This window comes from Mucilaginibacter sp. McL0603 (assembly GCF_049992945.1).
Classification (GTDB): domain Bacteria; phylum Bacteroidota; class Bacteroidia; order Sphingobacteriales; family Sphingobacteriaceae; genus Mucilaginibacter.
This window is the reverse complement of sequence record NZ_CP188251.1, coordinates 2214315-2234123: the sequence shown is the minus strand read 5'-3', so window position 1 is coordinate 2234123 and position 19809 is coordinate 2214315. Positions and strand designations below refer to the sequence as shown.

Below are 19809 nucleotides of genomic sequence, written 5' to 3'. Positions count from 1 at the left end.
TACAACAATTTGCATTTTAGGGGTAATTCTTTAGTTGCGATTAAACCAAACGGTTTCTGCTTTTTTGAAACTGATAACGCTGATCTAATGCAAAAAACTACATGCTAATATATAAAAAAAGAGGTGGTGATATATATCACCACCTCTTTTAAAATTGCATTAATTATTAATAGCCTGGATTTTGTTTTAGCTTACCAGCTTCAATATCAAATTGTTGAAGAGGTATTGGCCAAAGCTCGTTTTTACCTGCGGTAAATACGGCTCCGTTTAATACCGGGTTATTGATCCTGGTATCGGCTTTAGTGTGAGCATTTAAAACATTAGCCATATAGCTTGCACCAGCAGGGCCGCCATAAAGCGCATCCTGACGTTGAAGGTCGAAGAAACGATGTCCTTCCATACCGAATTCAAGCTGTTCTTCCATAATTACAGCAGCAAGGGCATAAGCCTTTGATGGGAACGATACGTACCTGGCTATCTTATAATTTGCAGCTAAATTAGTATCACCTGCTGCAAATCCTCCGCCTGGGTTAGAATTATCCAGGTATTTATGAACCCAATATTCATGGTGATCAACCATACGGCCTCTTACTTTGTTCACATCAGCTAATGCTGCAGGCAGGTTATTTGCGTCAATATAGCATTCTGCTCTCCAAAGATACAGATCAGCAAGACGTACGATGTTATAGTTATTGGCAACGTCCTGATTTTGAGCCCAACCCTGTCCATTACCAGCAGTTGCAGCTTGTGCAGCATGCCAGAAAACATTCTTGATCGGGTTATAAGGATTCAAGTCACCACGTGACCATGCTTCTCCACCGCAAAGCCCCCAATCCAGATAAGGAATATCACGACGGCCTACAGTCCAGTCAATACGTGGATCCAGCGCATCAGTTGGAGCAACAAATGGTGTTCCGGTATCTACGCCGCCAAGAGTATACTTACCGGTTTTGCTTAAAGAATAACCATGATCGTGGCCCAGATTGGTAATATTATAATTCGGTAAAGTAACTGTAGAAGTTGTTTTTGTGGTTTGATCCGCATTATAAGAAGCTACGCTAGTTGGCGTAGTGCCCAGCATTGGTAAACCAGCTGCATCCACTTTAAATGCGTTTGCCAGGGTGTAAGATGGCTGATAAAAACCGCAGCAGCCTGTGTAGGTACCAGCAGGGAAATTCAGCACTTCGCCTTCGTTACCATTATAGCCATTAGAACCGTCATTAGCGGTCATTTGTACCGCAAATACTGATTCAGGACCATTTTTTGTAGAAGCATTGTAATTATCTTCATATGCCCCGTTTATATTATAATGGGTACCGTTGGCTGTAGTACCATTGTCGATCAGATCAGTCAACATTGGCAAAGCCGTAGAATATTTATGGTCGGTTATTAAAGTTTTTGCCAAAAGCGCTTCAGCTGCATAGTAAGTGGCACGGCCCACCTGTGGTTGTGTTTTAGGCAGGGCAGCCATAGCTGCGGTGAAATCTGCTTCTATTTTATCCCAAATAGGGCCGGGGTTACCTACCTGGTAATTACCAGCAGTATAAGTGATGGTTTCATCAACATAAGGTGCATTCCTCCACATTTTTGCAGCCTCCAGGTGATAGATACCACGTAAGAACCTGGCTTCACCTATTACTTCAGCAGCATAAGCAGTACTTACTGAACCATCTGTAACCAAAGGTATTTCCCTGATCACGTCGTTAGCACGTTGGATACCATTGTAGACAGCTACCCATTTTTGATTCACATAGTCAGCCGATTGATCCACGCTGTGGTTTTCGAGCGGCGCAGCCGGTCCCTGGTCAGTTGTGTTCGATCCTTTGAAAGCATCGTCAGACGCGAGACCGCCATAGGTCCAGTTATCAATACCAGACTCCCATGAAGTACCGCCGTTTTGCTGGGTATAACCATCCAGCATGGAATAGGCCCCGATGAGCAACCCATCAACACCAGCCTTATTGGCCAATACTGTGGGTAATAATGCACCTGATGGCTGCTTGTCTAAAAGTTTCTTACATGAATATGTGGCTGTAAGAAAGACAAGTGATCCCAGGGCAATGAATTTACTATAAGAATTTTTCATAACTCTAAAATTTTTTAATAATCTATCAATTAAAATGTCAAATTAACACCTAAAATATATTGCTTCTGGTTGTTTGGATATGCTCCATAATCGATACCCTGAGCTGCATTTGCCTTATCTGTACTACCGTTAACATTTAACGATGGTACCAGTTCCGGATCTAAGCCAGTGTATTTGGTAATGGTAAACAAGTTGGTTGCCTGTATATAAACATGCAGCTTATCCATACCAACTGATTTCAGCATTCCCGGATCAAAAGTATAACCTATTTGTGCAACACGGCATTTCAGGAATGAACCTGGTTCAACATAGAAAGAACTGATGGTACTTGAACCCAAAGCATTGGAATAGGATGCTGCCGGTAAAGTAGCGCCCGGATTAGTTACTACGCCGTTTGAAACGATGGCTGCCTTATTATAAAGGTCGAGGCTTTTGCCACCCTGGAAGGTACTGTAAAAATCAGTCCAGTATTTTACATAATTGAAGTCCTTATTACCATATGAGCCATATAGCACCATAGTGAAGTCAAACCTTTTGTAAGAGGCATTCAGGTTTACACCATAAGTAAAGGTCGGGTTCGGGTTACCGATCCAGGTACGGTCAGCAGGGGTGATCTTGCCATCTCCGTCAACATCCTTATAAATGAATGAACCCGGGGCAGCTTGATCATAACCAGGCAGGCTGGATACTTGTGAGGCATTTTGATAAATACCTGCGGTTTGATAACCAAAGAATTCGCCGATAGGGTGACCAACCTGGTTTCTTGCAATAAAATTATCACGTGAAGCACCGTAATCGAAATAGCCCGGATCAGGTAATTTGGTGATTGTGTTTTTATAAGTAGTAATGTTTGCACCAATGCTGAAAGAGAAATCGCTGCTTACCTTACCATGATAGGTAGCAGAAAAATCAAGACCTTTATTTTGAACATCGCCAATATTTACAGTAGGAGCAGTAGCACCACCCACAGTAGCCGGAAGCGGGAATGGGAACAATAAACCGCTGATTGCTTTCTTATACCATTCAACAGAAAGTTCTAAATGGTTAAATAAAGAAGCATCGATACCTATGTTGGTGATCTTGTCATTTTCCCAGGTTACATTCGGGTTACCGATCTGTTGCTGGAAAAAGCCTTGCGAAGTAGTATTAGTACCGCCAATACCGTAGTAAGAAGAACCAGGACCAGATTGAAAGCTGGTATAAGCGTTGCTACCGCTGATATTTTTATTGTTACCGGCTTCACCATAACTGGCACGCAATTTCAAGTCTTGTATCCAGCTAACACTCTTCAGGAAATCTTCCTGAGAAATGCGCCATGCTGCAGACACTGAAGGGAAAGTACCCCACTGGTGGCCAGGATAAAAGATTGAGAATCCGTCACGGCGTATAGTACCTGCCAGGATATATTTGTCGTTATAAGTATAATCTACACGTCCAAAGAACGATTCAGTAGCTGTTGGCTGGTAGATAGTACTGGTAGGAACTGGAACAGGCGCACCATACTGCAATTGTACATAGTTAGGGTCAAGAGAGAAATATCCCTGGCCAGAAGCATGGAATTCTCTACCCTGAAATGCCTGTTGCTCATAACCTGCAAATGCAGAGACATTATGCTTACCAAAGGTTTGCTTATAACTGATAGTATTGGTCCAGTTGTAATTGCTGTTCATTTGCTCGTTTTCACTTGAGCCGTTTGGTGAAGTATGGGTTTCAAAATCGTTATAGGTATTATAGGAAATGTTCCAATAATACTGATTGTACAAATTGCCGCCGAATGCGGTACGTACAGTAAAGTATTTAGCAAAGTCTGCCTCTGCATACAAATTACCCTGTACTGTTACAAAATGTGCATTATTAGTTTTTTGGTTGGCAAGTATAGCATAAGGGCTGCTGCCGTTACCAAGCGGCTCACCGTTGGATACATCATAAGTACCACCGTAATTGCCTGCTACGTCAAATTGTGGAATAATAGGCATTTCGCGGAAGGTATAAGCGATAGGGCCACCTTCAAATTGCTGACTTCCATTATAACCACCATTATTTTCGCGGTAAGTCACATAACCATTTTCACCCATGCGGATGTGGTTATTGGCTACGCTGAAATTGGTATTTACACGTGCCTGGTATCTCTTCTCATAGTTGTTGAGTAAAGTACCTTGTTGGTTCAAATAGTTTAATGAGAACAAATAAGTGCTCTTATCAGTACCACCGCTTCCTGTTACTGTATGCTGCATTTCTGGAGCAGGTTTAAACACAGTATGGAACCAGTCGGTACCTGCTACATTGAATTTCTGGATCAGGAAATCATTATTCGGGTTTGAAGCATCAAAATGATAATATGGCAAGATAGCGGGATCACTGGTAACACCAGCAGTACCAAAAGCGCCTGCTGCGGTTGTACCATGATAACCATAAGTAGGTATCACGCCAGGACCTCCCGGATATAAACCTTCTGTAGCCAGATCATTCGCTGTAAAGGCCAACTGTGATTGCTGGGTGGGGTTCATCAGGTTCCAAACGTTACCACTCAATGGGCGTTGCGTACCATACCAACCATCATAGCTGATAGTAGAACGGCCAGCTTTACCTTTTTTAGTAGTAACAATAATAACACCGTTACCACCAGCCACACCATAGATAGCTGCTGCACCGGCATCCTTTAACACACTGATGCTTTCAATGTCAACCGGGTTAACTGTAGACATGTCCCCAGATTGCACACCGTCAATAACATACAACGGGTTGTTATTACCGAAGTTGGATATACCACGAACAAATACTGAACTTTGGGCACCTGGTGCACCTGAGTTGATTACAGTAACACCTGAAGCTTGCCCTTGCAATAATTGCTCCGAACTGGTAGCATTTATCTTTTTGGCATCGCTCACATTTACTGTAGCAACTGCACCAGAGATATCCTTTTTAAGCTGGGTCTGATAACCTGTTACCACCACCTCGTTCAGGGTGCTGCTGGTAATGTCCAGCACTATGGTTCCCAAAGATTCGCCTGTTACAGGAATCGATTTGGGTTGGTAGCCAATATAGGAGATGACCAAAACATCGCCGGTTTTTGCGTTAACCACAAAAGCACCGTTGACATCGGTCACTACACCTACGTTCGTACCTTTAATTTTTACGGTAGCACCAATTACCGCTTGCTTATCATCGCTGCCGATGACCTTTCCGGTAATCCTTGTTTGTGCGGTAACTACCAATGAGGAGAGCGTGCATAATAACAATATGCACAGCATCCTTCCTTTTAGAAGTAAACTTTTAAACATGAGATTGAGATTTAGTTGATTAATTTATTGATTTAGTTGACAATTGAATTCTTAGTGAGATATCAGAATATATAGTAAGCCTTACGGAGGGCTACTGGCTGGGGTCAAAAAGCTTTACGCGGTGCCCTTTGAAACTATTTAGGGTACGGGGGAAACCACATAAAAGAGAAAAGTGTAAAAGTTTTATCATTTAATTTTATTATATAATAAATCTAAAAAACAGTCGCTGTTCCTTTTGCTTTAATATACCAGCCACTTTGCAGTGCAGGATATTAAAAATTCATTATGTTATAATTATATCAGGTTATATGTGTTTTCCTGTTGTTCGGGAAAACTTAATTGGTACTGCATCTAATTTAAATAGAGTGTACTGTTTACACAAGTACAATTTACAGATTTACAAATTAATTATTTTTTGTATTAATTAATCAATACGAAGCGCGAATATTTGATTAAAAAATGAAAATAATTCAACATATTAATTAAATAATTGCGAAAAACTTAATGTAAAAAAGCTGTTATAATTGTGTGCAGACTTTCAAACAGATGCAATTTCGTATCATAAATGGTTAAAATGGAATATGTGTTGAGATATTTACTTGTAAAATGAAGACCATTTACACTTTATACAAACAGCAAACAATGTTAAAATATCATCATAACTATGCGCTAAAGTATCATAAATTTTTAGTCTGATTTGAATGAATTAAATGTTTAAATCACATTTAATAAGCCCGAAAAATATAAAAATTTATTGCTCTGCAATCAACTAAACAAAATAAAAGGCCTTAACTTTTTAAACAGTTAAGGCCCTAATTATTATGATTCTATATCCTATACCCTTATATCAGAGTACAGTAAACCGGACAAAATAATATCATTGCTTTTTTACTTTTCCCATTGTACAGATGCCGAGTGCACATCGCTTGAATTAGTTCCTATTTCTACGATAAATTGTCCGGGCTCCCAATCATAATTAAGCCTCGTATTATAGAATTTCAGATCTTGTGTAGAGATATTAAATGACACTTCTTTTTGTTCTCCTGGCTGAAGCATTATCTTTTTAAAATTCTTCAATTCTTTAACAGAACGGCTGATACTTGCAACAGGATCGCTGACATATAGTTGAACTACTTCCTCTCCTGCAAGCTTACCCGTATTACTAACAGTAACAGTGGCGGTTAATGTCTCATTACCTTTCAGGCTGGCTTTGCTTAGTTTAACATCACTATAATTAAACGTAGTGTAGCTTAAACCATAACCAAACGGAAAAAGCGGAGCATTGGAAACATCAATATAGTCTGATTTAAATTTAGCCGGTCCTTTATCATCAAATGGGCGACCTGTATTTTTGTGGTTATAATATATAGGTACCTGCCCTACATTTTTAGGGAACGTTGCAGTGATCTTACCTGCAGGATTGTAATTACCAAATAATACATCTGCAACAGCATTACCTGCTTCGGTACCTGGTGCCCATACATCTAGTATTGCATTTGCGTGTTCATTTTCCCATGTCAAAGTAAGCGGACGACCATTAAATAATACCAATACAATAGGCTTACCTGTTTTAAACAGCGCCTTTAACAAATCACGTTGTGTTTCTGGTATGTTGATATCAGAACGGCTTGCTGATTCGCCCGTCATATTTGCTGATTCGCCAACTACAGCTACTACCACATCGGCTTTTTTAGCTGTTTCAACAGCTTCGTCTATCATTTCCTGTGCCGGACGTGTATCCCTGATCTGTTTCATTCCAAAAAACCACGCACGAGCATTCAGTAACGAATCATCAGTAAAGTTAGATCCTCTCGCATATAATATATTAGCATTTGATCCAACCACTTTTTTTATCCCGTCAATCACACTTACCGATTTATTAGGATCACCTGCAATAACCCAGGTACCCAACATTTCTGAATGATTATCAGCCAGCGGACCTATCAAGGCAATATTTCCGGATTTTTTCAATGGTAATATCTGACCCTGATTTTTCAGTAATACAAATGAGTGCTCTGCGGTTTCTCTTGCTGCCAGGCGGTTAGTTTCTGTCAGTTCAGTTTTTGATTCCACATCAGCATTGATGGATTTATAAGGATTATCAAATAAACCCAGTTTATATTTTGCTTCCAGTACTCGGCGGCAAGCCAGGTCAATTTCCTGCTGGGTAACTTTCCCTTCTTTTAATGATTTCTTCAACGTGGTTAAAAATCCCTCTGCTACCATATCCATATCCAAACCTGCTTTTAATGCCAGAGCCGATACCGTTTGCAGATCGCCTAATCCATGTGCAGTTAACTCACTAACCGCTGTATAGTCTGATACAACAAAACCTTTAAATCCCCATTGCTTACGCAACACGTCAGTTAACAGCCATTGATTAGCCGTTGCAGGCACACCATTTATAGTATTGAATGAGCTCATGAAACTACCTGCACCTGCATCTACTGCTGCTTTGTATGGCGGCAAATAATCCTGGTACATTTTTATAAGGCTCATATCAACAGTATTGTATTCGCGACCAGCTTCGGCACCGCCATATAAGGCGAAGTGCTTTACGCAAGCCATTACCGCATCGCTGTTTTTCATGCTGGTGCCCTGGTACCCTTTTACCATAGCCTTTGCAATTTGCGAACCCAAGTAAGGATCTTCGCCTGAACCTTCTGATATACGTCCCCAGCGTGGATCACGGGCAATATCTACCATTGGCGAGAAAACCCAGTTGATACCCTCCCCTGTCGCTTCGCTTGCTGCGATCTTTGCAGAACGTTCGATCAGGCCCATATCCCATGTTGCCGACATCCCCAACGGTATAGGGAATATAGTACGATGACCGTGTATTACATCCAGCCCGAATATTAATGGTATATGCAAACGTGAGTTCTTTACTGCCAGATCCTGCGCCTTACTAATATAATCGGTACCATATACACCAAATATCCCGCCGATGTTTCCTTTTTTAATACTTTCTTCAACTCCTTTATTAACTACCGAACCGGTTAAGGCGCGTCCGCTGGTTACTAAATTAAGCTGACCGATTTTTTCGTCTAAGGTCATCTTAGTCATCAGGCCGCTAACAAAAGAATCCATTTTGGTGTCTCCGCTTTTTGTTTGAGCTACAGCGACGGTTACAGGCATAGCCAATACGGATACTGCTACGATCTTCCGTAATACCTGGCTTGAGAAATAATTTTTCATTTTAATAGAAACGGGTTTTATCTTACTAAAGGAACTTTGCGATAAATAATATCTTTACAAATTAAATTAATATAAACCGGTACAAGGTATATTTATAAAATCTGAGTTTAAATTGGTTTGTACAACCATACCTATATAATATGGTGTATTTTGAACACAATACTATTTATTATAATTCGGATAATCAAAGTATTTTTTGTACAATAGCATAAAATGTTTACTAAAGAGGAACTTATAGAGTTTTGCGAAACGGCCCGCAGCAGTTATCTCGATCATATTTCGATCGACTGTGTGGTTTTTGGATTTCATGAAGGGCAGTTGAAGGTATTGTCGCTGAAAGTAAAAAACGAAGAATCGTGGTATTTGCCCGGCGGCTTTGTTCAAACTGACGAACCTATAGAGATGGCTGCCAACCGCATTTTGAAAGAGCGTACCGGGCTGGATGAGATATTTCTGCAGCAATTTCATGTATTCGGCGATCCTGAAAGGGCAAGGCCACACCATGATCTGTATAAAGACATGCTGCCTCCTGACGAAAATTGGTTCTCGATGAGATTTTTGACCATCGGTTATTATGCCCTGGTTGATTTTGTGCACGTAAACCCCACTCCCGATGCTCATTCTGAAAGCTGTACCTGGTATGATCTGACCGATCTGCCTGATCTGAAACTTGACCATGCCCGAATATTAATGAGGGCATTGGATACTCTGCGTCTACAGCTTAACTATCAACCTATTGGTTATAACCTGATGCCAAAGGAATTTACCATGCCCGAATTGCAAAAACTATACGAGACCATCCTGGATAAAAAACTCGACAGGCGCAACTTTCAGCGCAGGATGCTGGGCTTTGGCATTTTAAACCGGTCTGAACAACCACGAAAAGGCGGAGCGCATAAAGCGCCCTACCTCTATTCCTTCGATCTGAAAAATTACCAGGATGCCCTGAAAGAAGGATTAAAAAGCGGATGGTAATCTTTCAATTTCGGATTTCGAATGTTCGATTTCGGATTTATCATACATTAAATAATTTCGAAATTGAAATTCCGAAATTCGAAATACTAACTGTTTGAATGGAGCGCCACCGCATTACCCTCAGTATCCATAAAGAATGCCATATAACCTATGTCATCACTTATTTTCCCTTTTGGTATGGTGATCTTACCACCAGCGGCTTCTACTTTTGATAAAGCTACATCCAGATCAGGGTTGCCGTTAAAATATATCTTTACCCCGTCTGCACTCGGTTTGTGCATGCCGCTTTGTACCAGGCCGCCTGAGAGTTTGCCATTCATTTCAAAAGGAAAGAATGCCATTTTCATACCCATCATTTCCTGCTCTTCCATAGTGATAGAAAAAATAGTCTCATAGAATTTTTTTGCTCTTGCGATATCGCTTACTGATACCTCAAACCAGTTGAGGATGTTTACTGAAGAATCCATAAGTTTTTGTTTTTGTGGTTTATAAATTGATTTTTCTAAAAATACAACGTGCTTATTAAGTTAATATTCAGTGCAGATGAAGTGATAAACCTGTGTCTGCCTAAAGCAAACCTAAGCCTAATTTACTAAGTCGATGGTAGGTAAATACGACAACTTTAGGGGTTGATTGCGCCAATCATATGGCATACCTTTGTTATATCAATTTTCTACAGACCAACCAATTATGAAACACGTTTCAATCATCATTCCACAAGGGCCAATTATTTTGAGCAGTGTGATAGGTACCTATAAGGTATTATCATTTGTAAACCAGTTTATGATCGTGAAGGGTAAAAGCCCGGCTTTTGATATCCATTTGGTTGGTTTGAGCAAAGAATGCGAATTGTACAACGGTTTATTTGCCGTACGCCCCAATTCACTGCTTAACGAAGTGCAAAAAACAGACTTGATTATGATACCAGCCTTCTATGGCAACCCGATGGAAGGTATTGAGCGCAACATGGATTTTGTGCCCTGGATTGTCGAGCAATATAAACATGGTGCAGAAATTGCCAGCCTGTGTACCGGTGCCTTCCTGCTGGCATCAACCAATTTATTAAAAGGTAAAACTTGTACCACTCACTGGATGGCAGCAGATATTTTCAGGCAGGCCTTCCCTAATATTAAGCTGATGCCCGAGAAGCTGATCATTGATGAACTGGGCATTTACTCAAGCGGCGGTGCCTATTCCTTCCTTAATTTGGTGATCTACCTGGTTGAGAAATATTGTGGCCGTGATGTTGCCGTACATTGCTCAAAAGTTATGGAAATAGAAATTGACCGCGAAAGCCAATCGCCTTTTGTGATCTTCAGCGGGCAAAAGGAGCATCAGGATGAATCCATTAAAAAAGCCCAGATCTATATAGAGCGTAACGTAGGCACTAAAATATCTGTCGACCACTTATCCGAGATGTTCGCTATCAGTCGCCGCAATTTTGAACGCCGTTTTAAGAAAGCTACTTCCAACACCCCGGTTGAGTACCTGCAACGTGTAAAAATAGAAGCCGCCAAGAAAAGCCTTGAATCAGGCCGGGAGAATGTGAACGAGGTGATGTATGCTGTAGGTTATTCTGATAATAAAGCTTTTCGTAATATATTTAAGAAGATAACCGGCTTGTCGCCTATCGAGTATCGTAATAAGTATAATAGGGAAATGGCAGTCAATTGACCGCTGATTATTTTGATTTTTCACAGTTTAATTGTTTTTAGTTGTGTTCAAGAGGGCTACACCGTTAAATCATTACGGTGATAAATAATCAACGCAATCACTATATCATTCAAATCAACGGCACTGTTTTGTTCCGTCCGTTACGGTGTAACACCATACCCGGACACATTAAAACATTTCCGTTATCTTTGCCATTCTCTCAATAGTGTCTGCTTTATGCTTAAAAAAATACCTTTTATCTTTTTACTACTATGGTCTGCTGCAAGTATTGCACAAACTACCCTCCCCGTTCCACTGAACATACAGCATACTTATAATATTGGTACGCGGACAGAAAGCGGCGCACCGGGCAAAAACTACTGGCAAAACCGTGCCGATTATACTATAAAGGTCAATTTTGATCCAAAAAGCAGGTTGCTGGATGGTACGGTTTCTATCGATTATACCAACAACAGTCCTGATACGCTTACACAGGTTTGGTTTAAATTGTATCCCAATCTTTTTAAAAAGGGTAGTGTACGTAATATGCCCATTCATCCGGAAGATATAAATGAGGGCGTCAGGATAAAAAAGATAAGTGTAAATCAGCAAGATCAGGATATTGAAGGACTAACCATTGAAGGCACCAATATGATTATAAAAGTGCCCGAATTATTGCCCAATCATCATATCCATTTTGATATCGACTATAATTTTGTCCTCAATCAAACCTCGCATATCCGTACAGGACAAGTGGATACCGGGGCTTTCTTTATCGCCTATTTCTTTCCGCGTGTTGCTGTTTATGATGATATTGATGGATGGAACCAAAACCCCTATCGCGGTAGCGAAGAGTTCTATAATGATTTTTGCCACTTTAATGCCGAGATAACCGTGCCGGGCAATTACCAGGTATGGGCTACAGGTGATTTAACAAATCCAACCAAAGTTTATACCGATCGGTATGTAGAACGAATAGAAGAGGCTGGTTTAAATGACAAGGTAACTGATATTATTACCGAAGCTGATTTGCATGAAGGCAATATATCGCCACATAACCCTACTAATACATGGAAATTTGAGGCTGATAGTGTAACCGATCTTGCTTTTGCTACCAGTGACCATTATTTATGGAAATCATCCAGTTTGGTTGTCGATCCGAAAACCGGTAGGCGTACAAAAGTTGATGCGGTATTTAATGCTAATCATAAGGATTATTTCGAGGTGATCAATTACGCCCGTAAAACAGTTGAAGCCATGAGCTTCAAATTCCCAAAATGGCCTTACCCCTATCCGCATGAAACCGTTTTTGATGGTCTTGACCAGATGGAGTACCCCATGATGGTGAATGATAACCCCGAAGAAAAAGTATTTGATGCTATTACTTTGACTGATCACGAGATATTCCATACCATGTTCCCTTTTTACATGGGGATAAACGAAACCAAATATGGCTGGATGGATGAAGGCTGGGCAACTATAGGTGAGTGGGTGATCAGTCCGCTGATAGACCCTACTATTGTAGATACTTTTGGCGTACCTCAGTATGAGAATGTTGCAGGCAAGGAAGCTGATCAACCTATTATTACCCTGACCACACAACTTTCAGGCCCTTCATTTGAACCTGACTCCTACGGTAAACCCGGTCTTGGCTATTTTTATGTGCGCGATCTGCTTGGCGATGAACTTTTTACCAAAGCCCTGCATTACTACATACAGCAATGGCACGGCAAGCACCCAATGCCGTACGACTTTTTTAATTGTATGAATGCAGGATCAGGCCAAAACCTCAACTGGTTCTGGAAAAGCTGGTTCTTTGACGGTGGTGTTCCAGACCTTGCTATCGGCCGTGTTTCTGTGCAGAATGATCTTTATACCATCTCCATTAGCAAGGTGGGTACCAAGCCTGTGCCTATCAACCTGACGATCTTTTACAACGACGGCTCTACGCAACTGGTGCATCAAAGCATATCGGAATGGAAAAACGGTAATAAAACTTATACCATTACCCATACATCGCACAAAAAGATCAAAAAAATGATATTAGGCGGCCCGCATGATCCTGATGTGAACAAGGAAAATAATGTGTGGGAAGCAAACCGTTGATTGTTGACCGTTGATTTTAATGATGGGTTTGATTTCGTTGAGGATATATCCGCTTTGTTATTCTACTCACCCCGACATTGCTACGCTGGTCGACCCTCTTTCGCTGTGCGGAACGAGGGCATAAAAAGCATTTCGTCCCATACAATCCCTCTTTCCGCCTAAGGCGGAGGGTGGTCGATCCGACTTTAGGCGGAAATGACCGGGTGAGTCAACTATGTTATAAGCAATACACCGCCCCAAATAATTTTATTGTCAAAACAATGTCATGCAATATTTATTAATATTGCATATTTTTATCAGTAAATAAATTCTGATGACCGGCGATGATATTGTTTCTTTAGGAGATAAGCACGTAGGAGAACCCTACGCTTTAGGCACGCTGGTGCCCAAGAATGATGCCCGTTACAAAGGCCCCTGGGATTGTGCCGAATTTGTATCATGGCTTTATTATCAAACCTTTGGCATTTTATATGGTTGCGATAGCGTAAATGAACACAGCGATTTTTGGGACCGCGATGCCAATACAAAAGGGCAAATCATCACTATTGAGGAAGCAAAATCAACCCCGGGCGCAGCCATATTACGATTAGCAGGTAATGGCGAAATAGGCCATATCGCGATATCAGACGGGAACGGCGGAACAGTAGAGGCGCATGGGAGAGAGGATGGTATCACTAATTCGGTAGTGGATGGTCGTCGCTGGGATATGGGTATATTGATACCGGGCGTAACCTACAAACCTAATCCGACATTGCCATTCAGGCCGCCATCTATCGTAATCTATCGTTTTACAAGCCCCAATATGGTATCGCCTGATGTGGGGATAATACAAGCCGAACTAACAAGACGCGGTTTTGATACCGGTGGTGTTGATAATGTTTTTGGCGAACTTACCTATAATGCGGTAAGGCAGTTTCAGGATTCTGCAGGCCTCAACCCGGATGGAGAAGTGAGCGCTTTAACAGCTGCTGCTTTAGATGTTGATTTCTGAAAGTTGTCTGATAACCATCGTCGAAGAGCGTTGTCATCCTGAGCCTGTCGAAGGATATAGCGTAAAGGCCATACCCACCATACTTCGACAGGCTCAGCATGACACCCGTTTACTGATCCAATCCCCCTATGCGAGTAGGTTTAACTGGATCAGGCCATTTGGTTGGCTCGCCTGTTTTTGGGTTGATCAATATGCTTTTATCGCGTGATGTGGTTGTTGGGTCTTCGCTGGCTTCGTAAGCTAGTATGGTCGCCAAGATGGCATTGGCGCGCAAATCATCAAATACGATCTTGTCATAAGTATCGCGGTTGGTGTGCCAGGTATAAACGCCGTACAGCCAGCTTGTTGAGCTTAATGAAAATGCCGGGGCACCTGCCGCTACAAAAGATGCAAAGTCAGATCCGCCACGACCAGGTTCGCCGGGGAAACTGGTTTTGATCTGATCTTTAGTATCAGAAGGAACTTTAGATAACCAGCGGGTTAAATAATTATAAGAATTCAAAAATCCTTGTCCCGATAAGTTAACTACACGACCGGTTCCGTTATCCTGATTAAACACAGCCTGTATATTTTTTACGATCTCGGGATGATCTTCCACAAATGCTCTTGAGCCATTTAGGCCTTCCTCCTCACTACCCCAATGTCCTACGATGATGGTACGTTTGGGATTAGGATAGATCTTTTTCAGGATACGCATGGCTTCCATTATGGTTAAAGTGCCTGTACCGTTATCCGTAGCACCTGTACCGCCATCCCAGCTATCGAAGTGGGCAGAAAGGATCACGTATTCATCCGGCTTTTCGGTGCCCTTTATCTCGGCAATGGTGTTAAATGTAGGTACTACCCCCAACTCTTTTGATTCCGTATGCACGCTGATCTGGGGTTTATCACCAGATTCGGTCAGCCTGTACAATGTGCCGTAATCCTCTAAAGCAATATCAATGGTTGGTATCTTTTTGGTGTAGGCTCCGAATATCTTATCAACTCCAAACCCGTTTGACCAGTTGCAGGTAACGATACCTACAGCCCCTGCATTTTCCAAAGCGACAGGTAAAGTTTTATTAGTACAACCTGTTTTACGGATACGCTCGCGCCATGCAGCGGTTTGTGCATCCCGGTCTTTTTTCATTTTATCGAATGACTCTTTGGTAGCAAATTCCTGCCAGTTATAGTCAGGGCGACCGGTAGGCTGGTTAATTGATATCATCACAAACTTACCTTTTACAGCAGGTAACCAGGCTTTGAATGCGTTGGAGTCGGCAAGGTCAGGTAGTATTACCAAATCAGATACGACGGTCTTTTTACCCATGCCCGGGCTCCATGCCAATTGTGTTCCCTCTAAACTTTTAACGCGGGGGTACACCATATCGATATGTGAAATGCCACGTTCCCATCCGCGCCATTCGCCCCATTTTTCGTTATGCGCTGCAATGCCCCAGCCGGTATATTTGGCTACGGCCCAGTCATGCGCCTTCATCATTTGCGGCGAGCCAACTAAACGCGGTCCAACGCCGTCAAATAATTCATGCGCCAGTTTTTCCAGCTGGGAGTTATCGGTTTCTTCTTTTACTATTTGGTCGACAACAGTCGGTGCGGTTTGTGCAAAAACACTGCCGCAAAATGTGGCTGCCATTAAACAGCCTATGGTTAAGGGTTTGGTAAAAGTGTTCATGCAACTAAATTATAAAATTGGATGAAGAATAATGAGGAGTATTATTTTTGTTACGTGCCTATCGGTTTATATTTGGATGATTACTTTTTAGAATGAAAGACAGCCTCATTGCCCATATCAACAAATTTGTCAGCCTTGATGAAGCAGAGGCGGATAAAGTATGCGCGAGTGTCAACCTCACCACATTAAAGAAAAAACAATTGATATTAGAACCGGGTGAGATATGCAGGGCCAATTATTTTGTAAGCAAAGGCTGTATACGGCTTTACTTTATCAACCGTAACGGGCAGGAGCAGATCACCCAGTTTGGCATTGAGAACTGGTGGATAACAGATTATTGGAGTTGGGAAACCAGTCAGCCTTCAAACTATTACATACAGGCTATTGAAGATTCGGAACTCATCAGCATAAATAAAAAAACTTATGAAGAGTTATTGCTGCAATTGCCAAAAGTAGAACGCTATTTTAGGATCATCCTGCAAAAGACACATGCGGCTACCATGCGCCGCTTGGAGTACTTCCGCGATCAAACAGACGAGGAACGCTACCATCATTTTATAACCTTATTTCCCGGCTTTGTACAGCGTATACCTCAATATATGCTGGCATCTTACCTGGGCTTTACTCCGCAATTTTTAAGTAAGATAAGGGGAAAGAAAGAATAAAGAATTAAGAGTCAGGAATCAAGACAATAGAAAATATGATCGTCTTGTATCTTGATTCTTACATCTTGACTCTGTCTTCATTTCTTAATCACGATTAACTTTTTTGTGCTGCCTGATGGGGAAATTTGTGCTGTAATCAAATCATAAATATCATGAGCAAAAGAATAGGTGTAGAGCCAAAAGCATACGAAGCAATGCAGGCTCTCGAAAATTATTTACACGACAGCGGATTAGATAAAAAACAATTTGAACTGATAAAAATCCGTGCTTCACAGATCAATGGCTGTGCTTACTGTATTAACATGCACACCAAAGATGCTCGTGCATTAGGAGAAACTGAACAACGCATTTATGCCCTGAATGCATGGCGTGAAACTCCGTTCTTTACACCACAAGAAAGAGCAATATTGGCATTAACCGAAGAGGTTACCAATATTAAACACGGTGGCGTATCTGACAAAACTTATGAAGATGCTGCGCAAGTACTTGACAGGCATTATATCGGAAAAGTAATTATGGCCGCTGTAACCATCAATGCATGGAACAGGATAGCAATAAGTACCGGAATGCAGCCTGCTTTGTAAATCTTATTCATGTAAACGATATTGATAAACCTTGCTAATATTTAACAAGGTTTATCAATATGTTATCGAACTATCAGGCATGTGCAGCTTCCTTATTGTGGTTTTTGTCAAATATCTTTTCCATGATGTCTGGCGCTTTTTCCAATAAGGCGCTAAACCCTTTTGATGAACGGGTCGGTATAAATTCAATGGAATCACCCCGGGTCACTAAAAAACCAACAGGCCCCATGCCAACTCCGGCACCGCCCATTGCTCCAAATCCTTCGCCTTCACCTTCGCCTTTGCCACCCCCAGGCCCTTTACCCTTGCCCTTACCTTCTCCTCCGCCACTGCCAAGTCCGAGGCCCACAGACATTACCGGTATGCAAGTAAATTCACCTAATTTAAATTGTTGACCGATAATGGTTTCGGTTTTTGCTTCTGATTTCAAAAACTCGCTCAGTTTACCAAGCATGTCATCTAAGTTTTCCATGATCTTTTTATTTTTAATGATGAATAAATAAAAGCCCCTATAATTCTTGCAAAATTGTTTTCGATTTCTACTTCGATCTCATTCTTATCCTGGAAATTTATCCCGATCGGGTTACCTGTGTATTTACCTAACCAATAAAAACCGGGGTACAGAATGCCATTTAACTGCATATCTCCTGTATCTATGTTGAGATAGCATTTATTTACCCTGAAGCTTTTTAATATTGCTTTTATTAAGCTGAAGGAGAATCGTTTTGGTTTTCTTTTTTTCTGTTGTTCGGCAGGTGTTTTTTTAGGCTTTCTTTCGAACAATTGATGGAACAGGTCGATTTGTTTTTTCCAACCGGCTATTTTTAAGTTGATTTTTAATGAGCTATCTATAAAAATAAGTTTCGCACTTGCCAGGTGATGAAAGCGTACGGCATACAAGCTATTGACGCTATTTATTTCTATGTATAAAGGCGCAAACAGCAGATAGCTGAAAATAGCTACAATAATGAAAAGAAGGGAAAATAGCCATACCATTCAAAATCGTTTTATAGGACAAATTTAAGGCAGGTTCAGCCATGTAAAAATGACGATAGGCAGCTTACAGTATGATATCAGTCAATTAAGAAAATTCGGAATCTGGATTATTTATTCTCCTCTTTTACCGGTTCAGCAGTTTCTTCTCGCTCAACTGTGATAGTACATTCAGTTATAAGGGCAGCTAATGCACCTACTGCCGCCAGCATGGGCAGTAATAAAGCGCCTACTACGCCAACGGTTAGCGGAAAAGATGCTACTTCCTTACCCGATTTATCTGTAATGGTGATCTTCCTGACATTGCCTTCTTCTATCAGTTCCTTTACTTTCTTCAACAGGTTTTCACCGTGGATTGAAAATGATTCCTTCGTCATGATCTTGTGTTTTAATTAAGACAGATGCGGCCTCGTTTTGTTACAAATATCCCTGTTTCTTTAAATAGGCTACCCAAATAGGATAAGCTTCCGGTTTAAGGTGCAAGCCCTCAAAAGTATACCGGCTATCCAGGCGCTGATCAGCATCAACAAACAAATGGAAGATATCTATAAAAGTATAATTGCCCACCTGCGCATTGGCCTTTAACAGCTTGTTTACAGATAACACATGTTCTTCCTTGTCATAATGCTGGGGGAAATGCGGAAGGGTAGAATTTACAGGTAATATGCTTTGCACGTAGATCTTTGTCTGCGGGCATTTAGTATGTATCTCCCTTACTATTTTCAGGTAGTTATCGGCTATTACGGCATCCGGTATATCTTTGCCGATATCATTTATTCCCAGTAAAATAAATAGCTTGGATGGCTGCCTGTCTGTAATGTCTTTTAGCCTCTTAAGCACGCCGTAAGTAATATCACCGCCAATTCCACGGTTCACGACGGTAGTATCGTTCAATACCTTTTTCCAGTTACCCATTTCGGTGATACTGTTGCCCATGAAAATTATCCGTCCGGTAACAACAGGCTCCTTTGCAAACTGGTCAAGCCGTGGCTGCCTGTGTTCGGGTATAAAAGGAGTGGTATCGGATATGTTTTAATTAGTGACGTTTTGCGCCCTTACAGCGAAGGGGAATAGAAGAAGAATAAGCAGATATTTCATGAAGTTAATTTAAACTATGATCAATCTTTATGAAGATCGATCATTCTATAAAGGATATTATTATCAACTATTAGTGTGCCGTGCATGGTATCGCCTTTTATTGTAAATTTCCAGGTAGCCTTACCTCTGTTTGGACTATTTGAAACAGCAACAAGTGTTTTAAGGCTGTCATTATAAGCAAATACCAACATGCCCATTTCCTCCTCCTTGCCGTTAACCATCTTATTCATCTGGAAATGGTAGGTGTTACCTTCAGCTTTTGAGGCATGATACACCGCCATTTCATCGTGACAGGGTGAATCCTTTACCTGGCATATCGATGTCCCCCTCCAGGTACCGCTTACCATATCTTTCTGATCGTATTCCCCGAATTTATGCGTACCGGTAAATAACGTCAAAATAAAAATTATAGCGCAGTATAGTTTCATCGTGTCAGTATGCCTTGTTATTGCATGGTTGAATGAACTGAGAAAACCCGTAACTGTTTTTATACAATCAATCTTTTAC

The 19809-nt window shown here is 41.2% G+C and carries 16 protein-coding genes; 6 read left to right on the top strand and 10 right to left on the bottom strand.

Features of this window, described 5'->3' with window-relative positions; genetic code table 11:
- Nucleotides 1–166 precede the first annotated feature (166 nt).
- From ACPPVU_RS10490 to bglX, 3 genes are all read right to left on the bottom strand, one after another.
- The gene (locus tag ACPPVU_RS10490) at nucleotides 167–2086 is read right to left on the bottom strand and encodes a RagB/SusD family nutrient uptake outer membrane protein (protein WP_426671655.1); all 1920 of its coding nucleotides are present in this window, start codon (nucleotides 2084–2086) and stop codon (nucleotides 167–169) included.
- A gap of 29 nt (nucleotides 2087–2115) precedes the next feature.
- On the bottom strand, nucleotides 2116–5367 hold the full coding sequence (locus ACPPVU_RS10485) for a SusC/RagA family TonB-linked outer membrane protein (RefSeq protein WP_426671654.1): 3252 nt from the start codon (nucleotides 5365–5367) through the stop codon (nucleotides 2116–2118).
- An 888-nt stretch (nucleotides 5368–6255) separates the two neighbouring features.
- A complete protein-coding gene (bglX, locus tag ACPPVU_RS10480) occupies nucleotides 6256–8565 on the bottom strand; it encodes a beta-glucosidase BglX (RefSeq protein ID WP_426671653.1) in 2310 nt (769 codons plus the stop codon).
- A gap of 213 nt (nucleotides 8566–8778) precedes the next feature.
- On the opposite strand from bglX, the gene ACPPVU_RS10475 reads away from it, so the two are divergent.
- Complete coding sequence (locus ACPPVU_RS10475) at nucleotides 8779–9540, top strand: NUDIX hydrolase (protein WP_426671652.1); 762 nt, start codon at nucleotides 8779–8781, stop codon at nucleotides 9538–9540.
- Between the two features lie 86 nt (nucleotides 9541–9626).
- On the opposite strand, the gene ACPPVU_RS10470 is transcribed toward ACPPVU_RS10475, so the two are convergent.
- Nucleotides 9627–10007 (bottom strand): VOC family protein, encoded by a 381-nt coding sequence (locus ACPPVU_RS10470; RefSeq protein ID WP_426671651.1) that lies wholly within the window; start codon nucleotides 10005–10007, stop codon nucleotides 9627–9629.
- Nucleotides 10008–10230: 223 nt separating this feature from the next.
- Here ACPPVU_RS10470 and ACPPVU_RS10465 point away from each other — a divergent pair, with 223 nt between their 5' ends.
- From ACPPVU_RS10465 to ACPPVU_RS10455, 3 genes are all read left to right on the top strand, one after another.
- The gene (locus ACPPVU_RS10465) at nucleotides 10231–11214 is read left to right on the top strand and encodes a GlxA family transcriptional regulator (protein WP_426671650.1); all 984 of its coding nucleotides are present in this window, start codon (nucleotides 10231–10233) and stop codon (nucleotides 11212–11214) included.
- A gap of 216 nt (nucleotides 11215–11430) precedes the next feature.
- On the top strand, nucleotides 11431–13299 hold the full coding sequence (locus ACPPVU_RS10460; protein WP_426671649.1) for a M1 family metallopeptidase: 1869 nt from the start codon (nucleotides 11431–11433) through the stop codon (nucleotides 13297–13299).
- Nucleotides 13300–13612: 313 nt separating this feature from the next.
- Nucleotides 13613–14290 carry a peptidoglycan-binding protein gene (locus ACPPVU_RS10455; protein ID WP_426671648.1) on the top strand — a complete coding sequence of 226 codons (678 nt, stop codon included), beginning with the start codon at nucleotides 13613–13615 and terminating at the stop codon, nucleotides 14288–14290.
- Nucleotides 14291–14399: 109 nt separating this feature from the next.
- Here the strand turns inward: ACPPVU_RS10455 and ACPPVU_RS10450 are convergent, their stop codons facing one another.
- The gene (locus tag ACPPVU_RS10450) at nucleotides 14400–15962 is read right to left on the bottom strand and encodes a M20/M25/M40 family metallo-hydrolase (protein ID WP_426671647.1); all 1563 of its coding nucleotides are present in this window, start codon (nucleotides 15960–15962) and stop codon (nucleotides 14400–14402) included.
- A gap of 92 nt (nucleotides 15963–16054) precedes the next feature.
- Here ACPPVU_RS10450 and ACPPVU_RS10445 point away from each other — a divergent pair, with 92 nt between their 5' ends.
- Nucleotides 16055–16627, top strand: coding sequence for a Crp/Fnr family transcriptional regulator (locus tag ACPPVU_RS10445; protein WP_426671646.1), 573 nt, complete (start codon nucleotides 16055–16057; stop codon nucleotides 16625–16627).
- A gap of 152 nt (nucleotides 16628–16779) precedes the next feature.
- Entirely contained in the window at nucleotides 16780–17211 is a 432-nt protein-coding gene (locus tag ACPPVU_RS10440; RefSeq protein ID WP_426671645.1) for a carboxymuconolactone decarboxylase family protein, read from the top strand.
- Nucleotides 17212–17284: 73 nt separating this feature from the next.
- Here the strand turns inward: ACPPVU_RS10440 and ACPPVU_RS10435 are convergent, their stop codons facing one another.
- The 5 genes from ACPPVU_RS10435 to ACPPVU_RS10415 form a co-directional block, all read right to left on the bottom strand.
- Nucleotides 17285–17683: a spore germination protein GerW family protein gene (locus ACPPVU_RS10435; RefSeq protein WP_426671644.1), complete on the bottom strand. Its 399-nt coding sequence runs from the start codon at nucleotides 17681–17683 to the stop codon at nucleotides 17285–17287.
- Nucleotides 17671–18207: a hypothetical protein gene (locus ACPPVU_RS10430; protein WP_426671643.1), complete on the bottom strand. Its 537-nt coding sequence runs from the start codon at nucleotides 18205–18207 to the stop codon at nucleotides 17671–17673. The genes ACPPVU_RS10435 and ACPPVU_RS10430 overlap by 13 nt, the downstream gene beginning before the upstream one ends.
- 107 nt (nucleotides 18208–18314) lie before the next feature.
- Complete coding sequence (locus tag ACPPVU_RS10425; RefSeq protein ID WP_426671642.1) at nucleotides 18315–18581, bottom strand: DUF4342 domain-containing protein; 267 nt, start codon at nucleotides 18579–18581, stop codon at nucleotides 18315–18317.
- A gap of 40 nt (nucleotides 18582–18621) precedes the next feature.
- Nucleotides 18622–19140, bottom strand: a complete 519-nt coding sequence (locus ACPPVU_RS10420; RefSeq protein WP_426671641.1) for a GDSL-type esterase/lipase family protein — start codon at nucleotides 19138–19140, stop codon at nucleotides 18622–18624.
- Between the two features lie 182 nt (nucleotides 19141–19322).
- The gene (locus ACPPVU_RS10415) at nucleotides 19323–19730 is read right to left on the bottom strand and encodes a hypothetical protein (RefSeq protein WP_426671640.1); all 408 of its coding nucleotides are present in this window, start codon (nucleotides 19728–19730) and stop codon (nucleotides 19323–19325) included.
- Nucleotides 19731–19809: the final 79 nt, after the last annotated feature.

Coding starts and splice junctions, on each gene's coding strand:
- ACPPVU_RS10490 (WP_426671655.1), bottom strand. CDS start 2,086: ATGAAAAATTCTTATAGTAAATTCATTGCCCTGGGATCACTTGTCTTT.
- ACPPVU_RS10465 (WP_426671650.1), top strand. CDS start 10,231: ATGAAACACGTTTCAATCATCATTCCACAAGGGCCAATTATTTTGAGC.
- ACPPVU_RS10420 (WP_426671641.1), bottom strand. CDS start 19,140: ATGGGCAACAGTATCACCGAAATGGGTAACTGGAAAAAGGTATTGAAC.
- ACPPVU_RS10425 (WP_426671642.1), bottom strand. CDS start 18,581: ATGACGAAGGAATCATTTTCAATCCACGGTGAAAACCTGTTGAAGAAA.
- ACPPVU_RS10450 (WP_426671647.1), bottom strand. CDS start 15,962: ATGAACACTTTTACCAAACCCTTAACCATAGGCTGTTTAATGGCAGCC.
- ACPPVU_RS10455 (WP_426671648.1), top strand. CDS start 13,613: ATGACCGGCGATGATATTGTTTCTTTAGGAGATAAGCACGTAGGAGAA.
- ACPPVU_RS10435 (WP_426671644.1), bottom strand. CDS start 17,683: ATGGAAAACTTAGATGACATGCTTGGTAAACTGAGCGAGTTTTTGAAA.
- ACPPVU_RS10445 (WP_426671646.1), top strand. CDS start 16,055: ATGAAAGACAGCCTCATTGCCCATATCAACAAATTTGTCAGCCTTGAT.
- ACPPVU_RS10470 (WP_426671651.1), bottom strand. CDS start 10,007: ATGGATTCTTCAGTAAACATCCTCAACTGGTTTGAGGTATCAGTAAGC.
- ACPPVU_RS10440 (WP_426671645.1), top strand. CDS start 16,780: ATGAGCAAAAGAATAGGTGTAGAGCCAAAAGCATACGAAGCAATGCAG.
- bglX (WP_426671653.1), bottom strand. CDS start 8,565: ATGAAAAATTATTTCTCAAGCCAGGTATTACGGAAGATCGTAGCAGTA.
- ACPPVU_RS10460 (WP_426671649.1), top strand. CDS start 11,431: ATGCTTAAAAAAATACCTTTTATCTTTTTACTACTATGGTCTGCTGCA.
- ACPPVU_RS10475 (WP_426671652.1), top strand. CDS start 8,779: ATGTTTACTAAAGAGGAACTTATAGAGTTTTGCGAAACGGCCCGCAGC.
- ACPPVU_RS10485 (WP_426671654.1), bottom strand. CDS start 5,367: ATGTTTAAAAGTTTACTTCTAAAAGGAAGGATGCTGTGCATATTGTTA.
- ACPPVU_RS10415 (WP_426671640.1), bottom strand. CDS start 19,730: ATGAAACTATACTGCGCTATAATTTTTATTTTGACGTTATTTACCGGT.
- ACPPVU_RS10430 (WP_426671643.1), bottom strand. CDS start 18,207: ATGGTATGGCTATTTTCCCTTCTTTTCATTATTGTAGCTATTTTCAGC.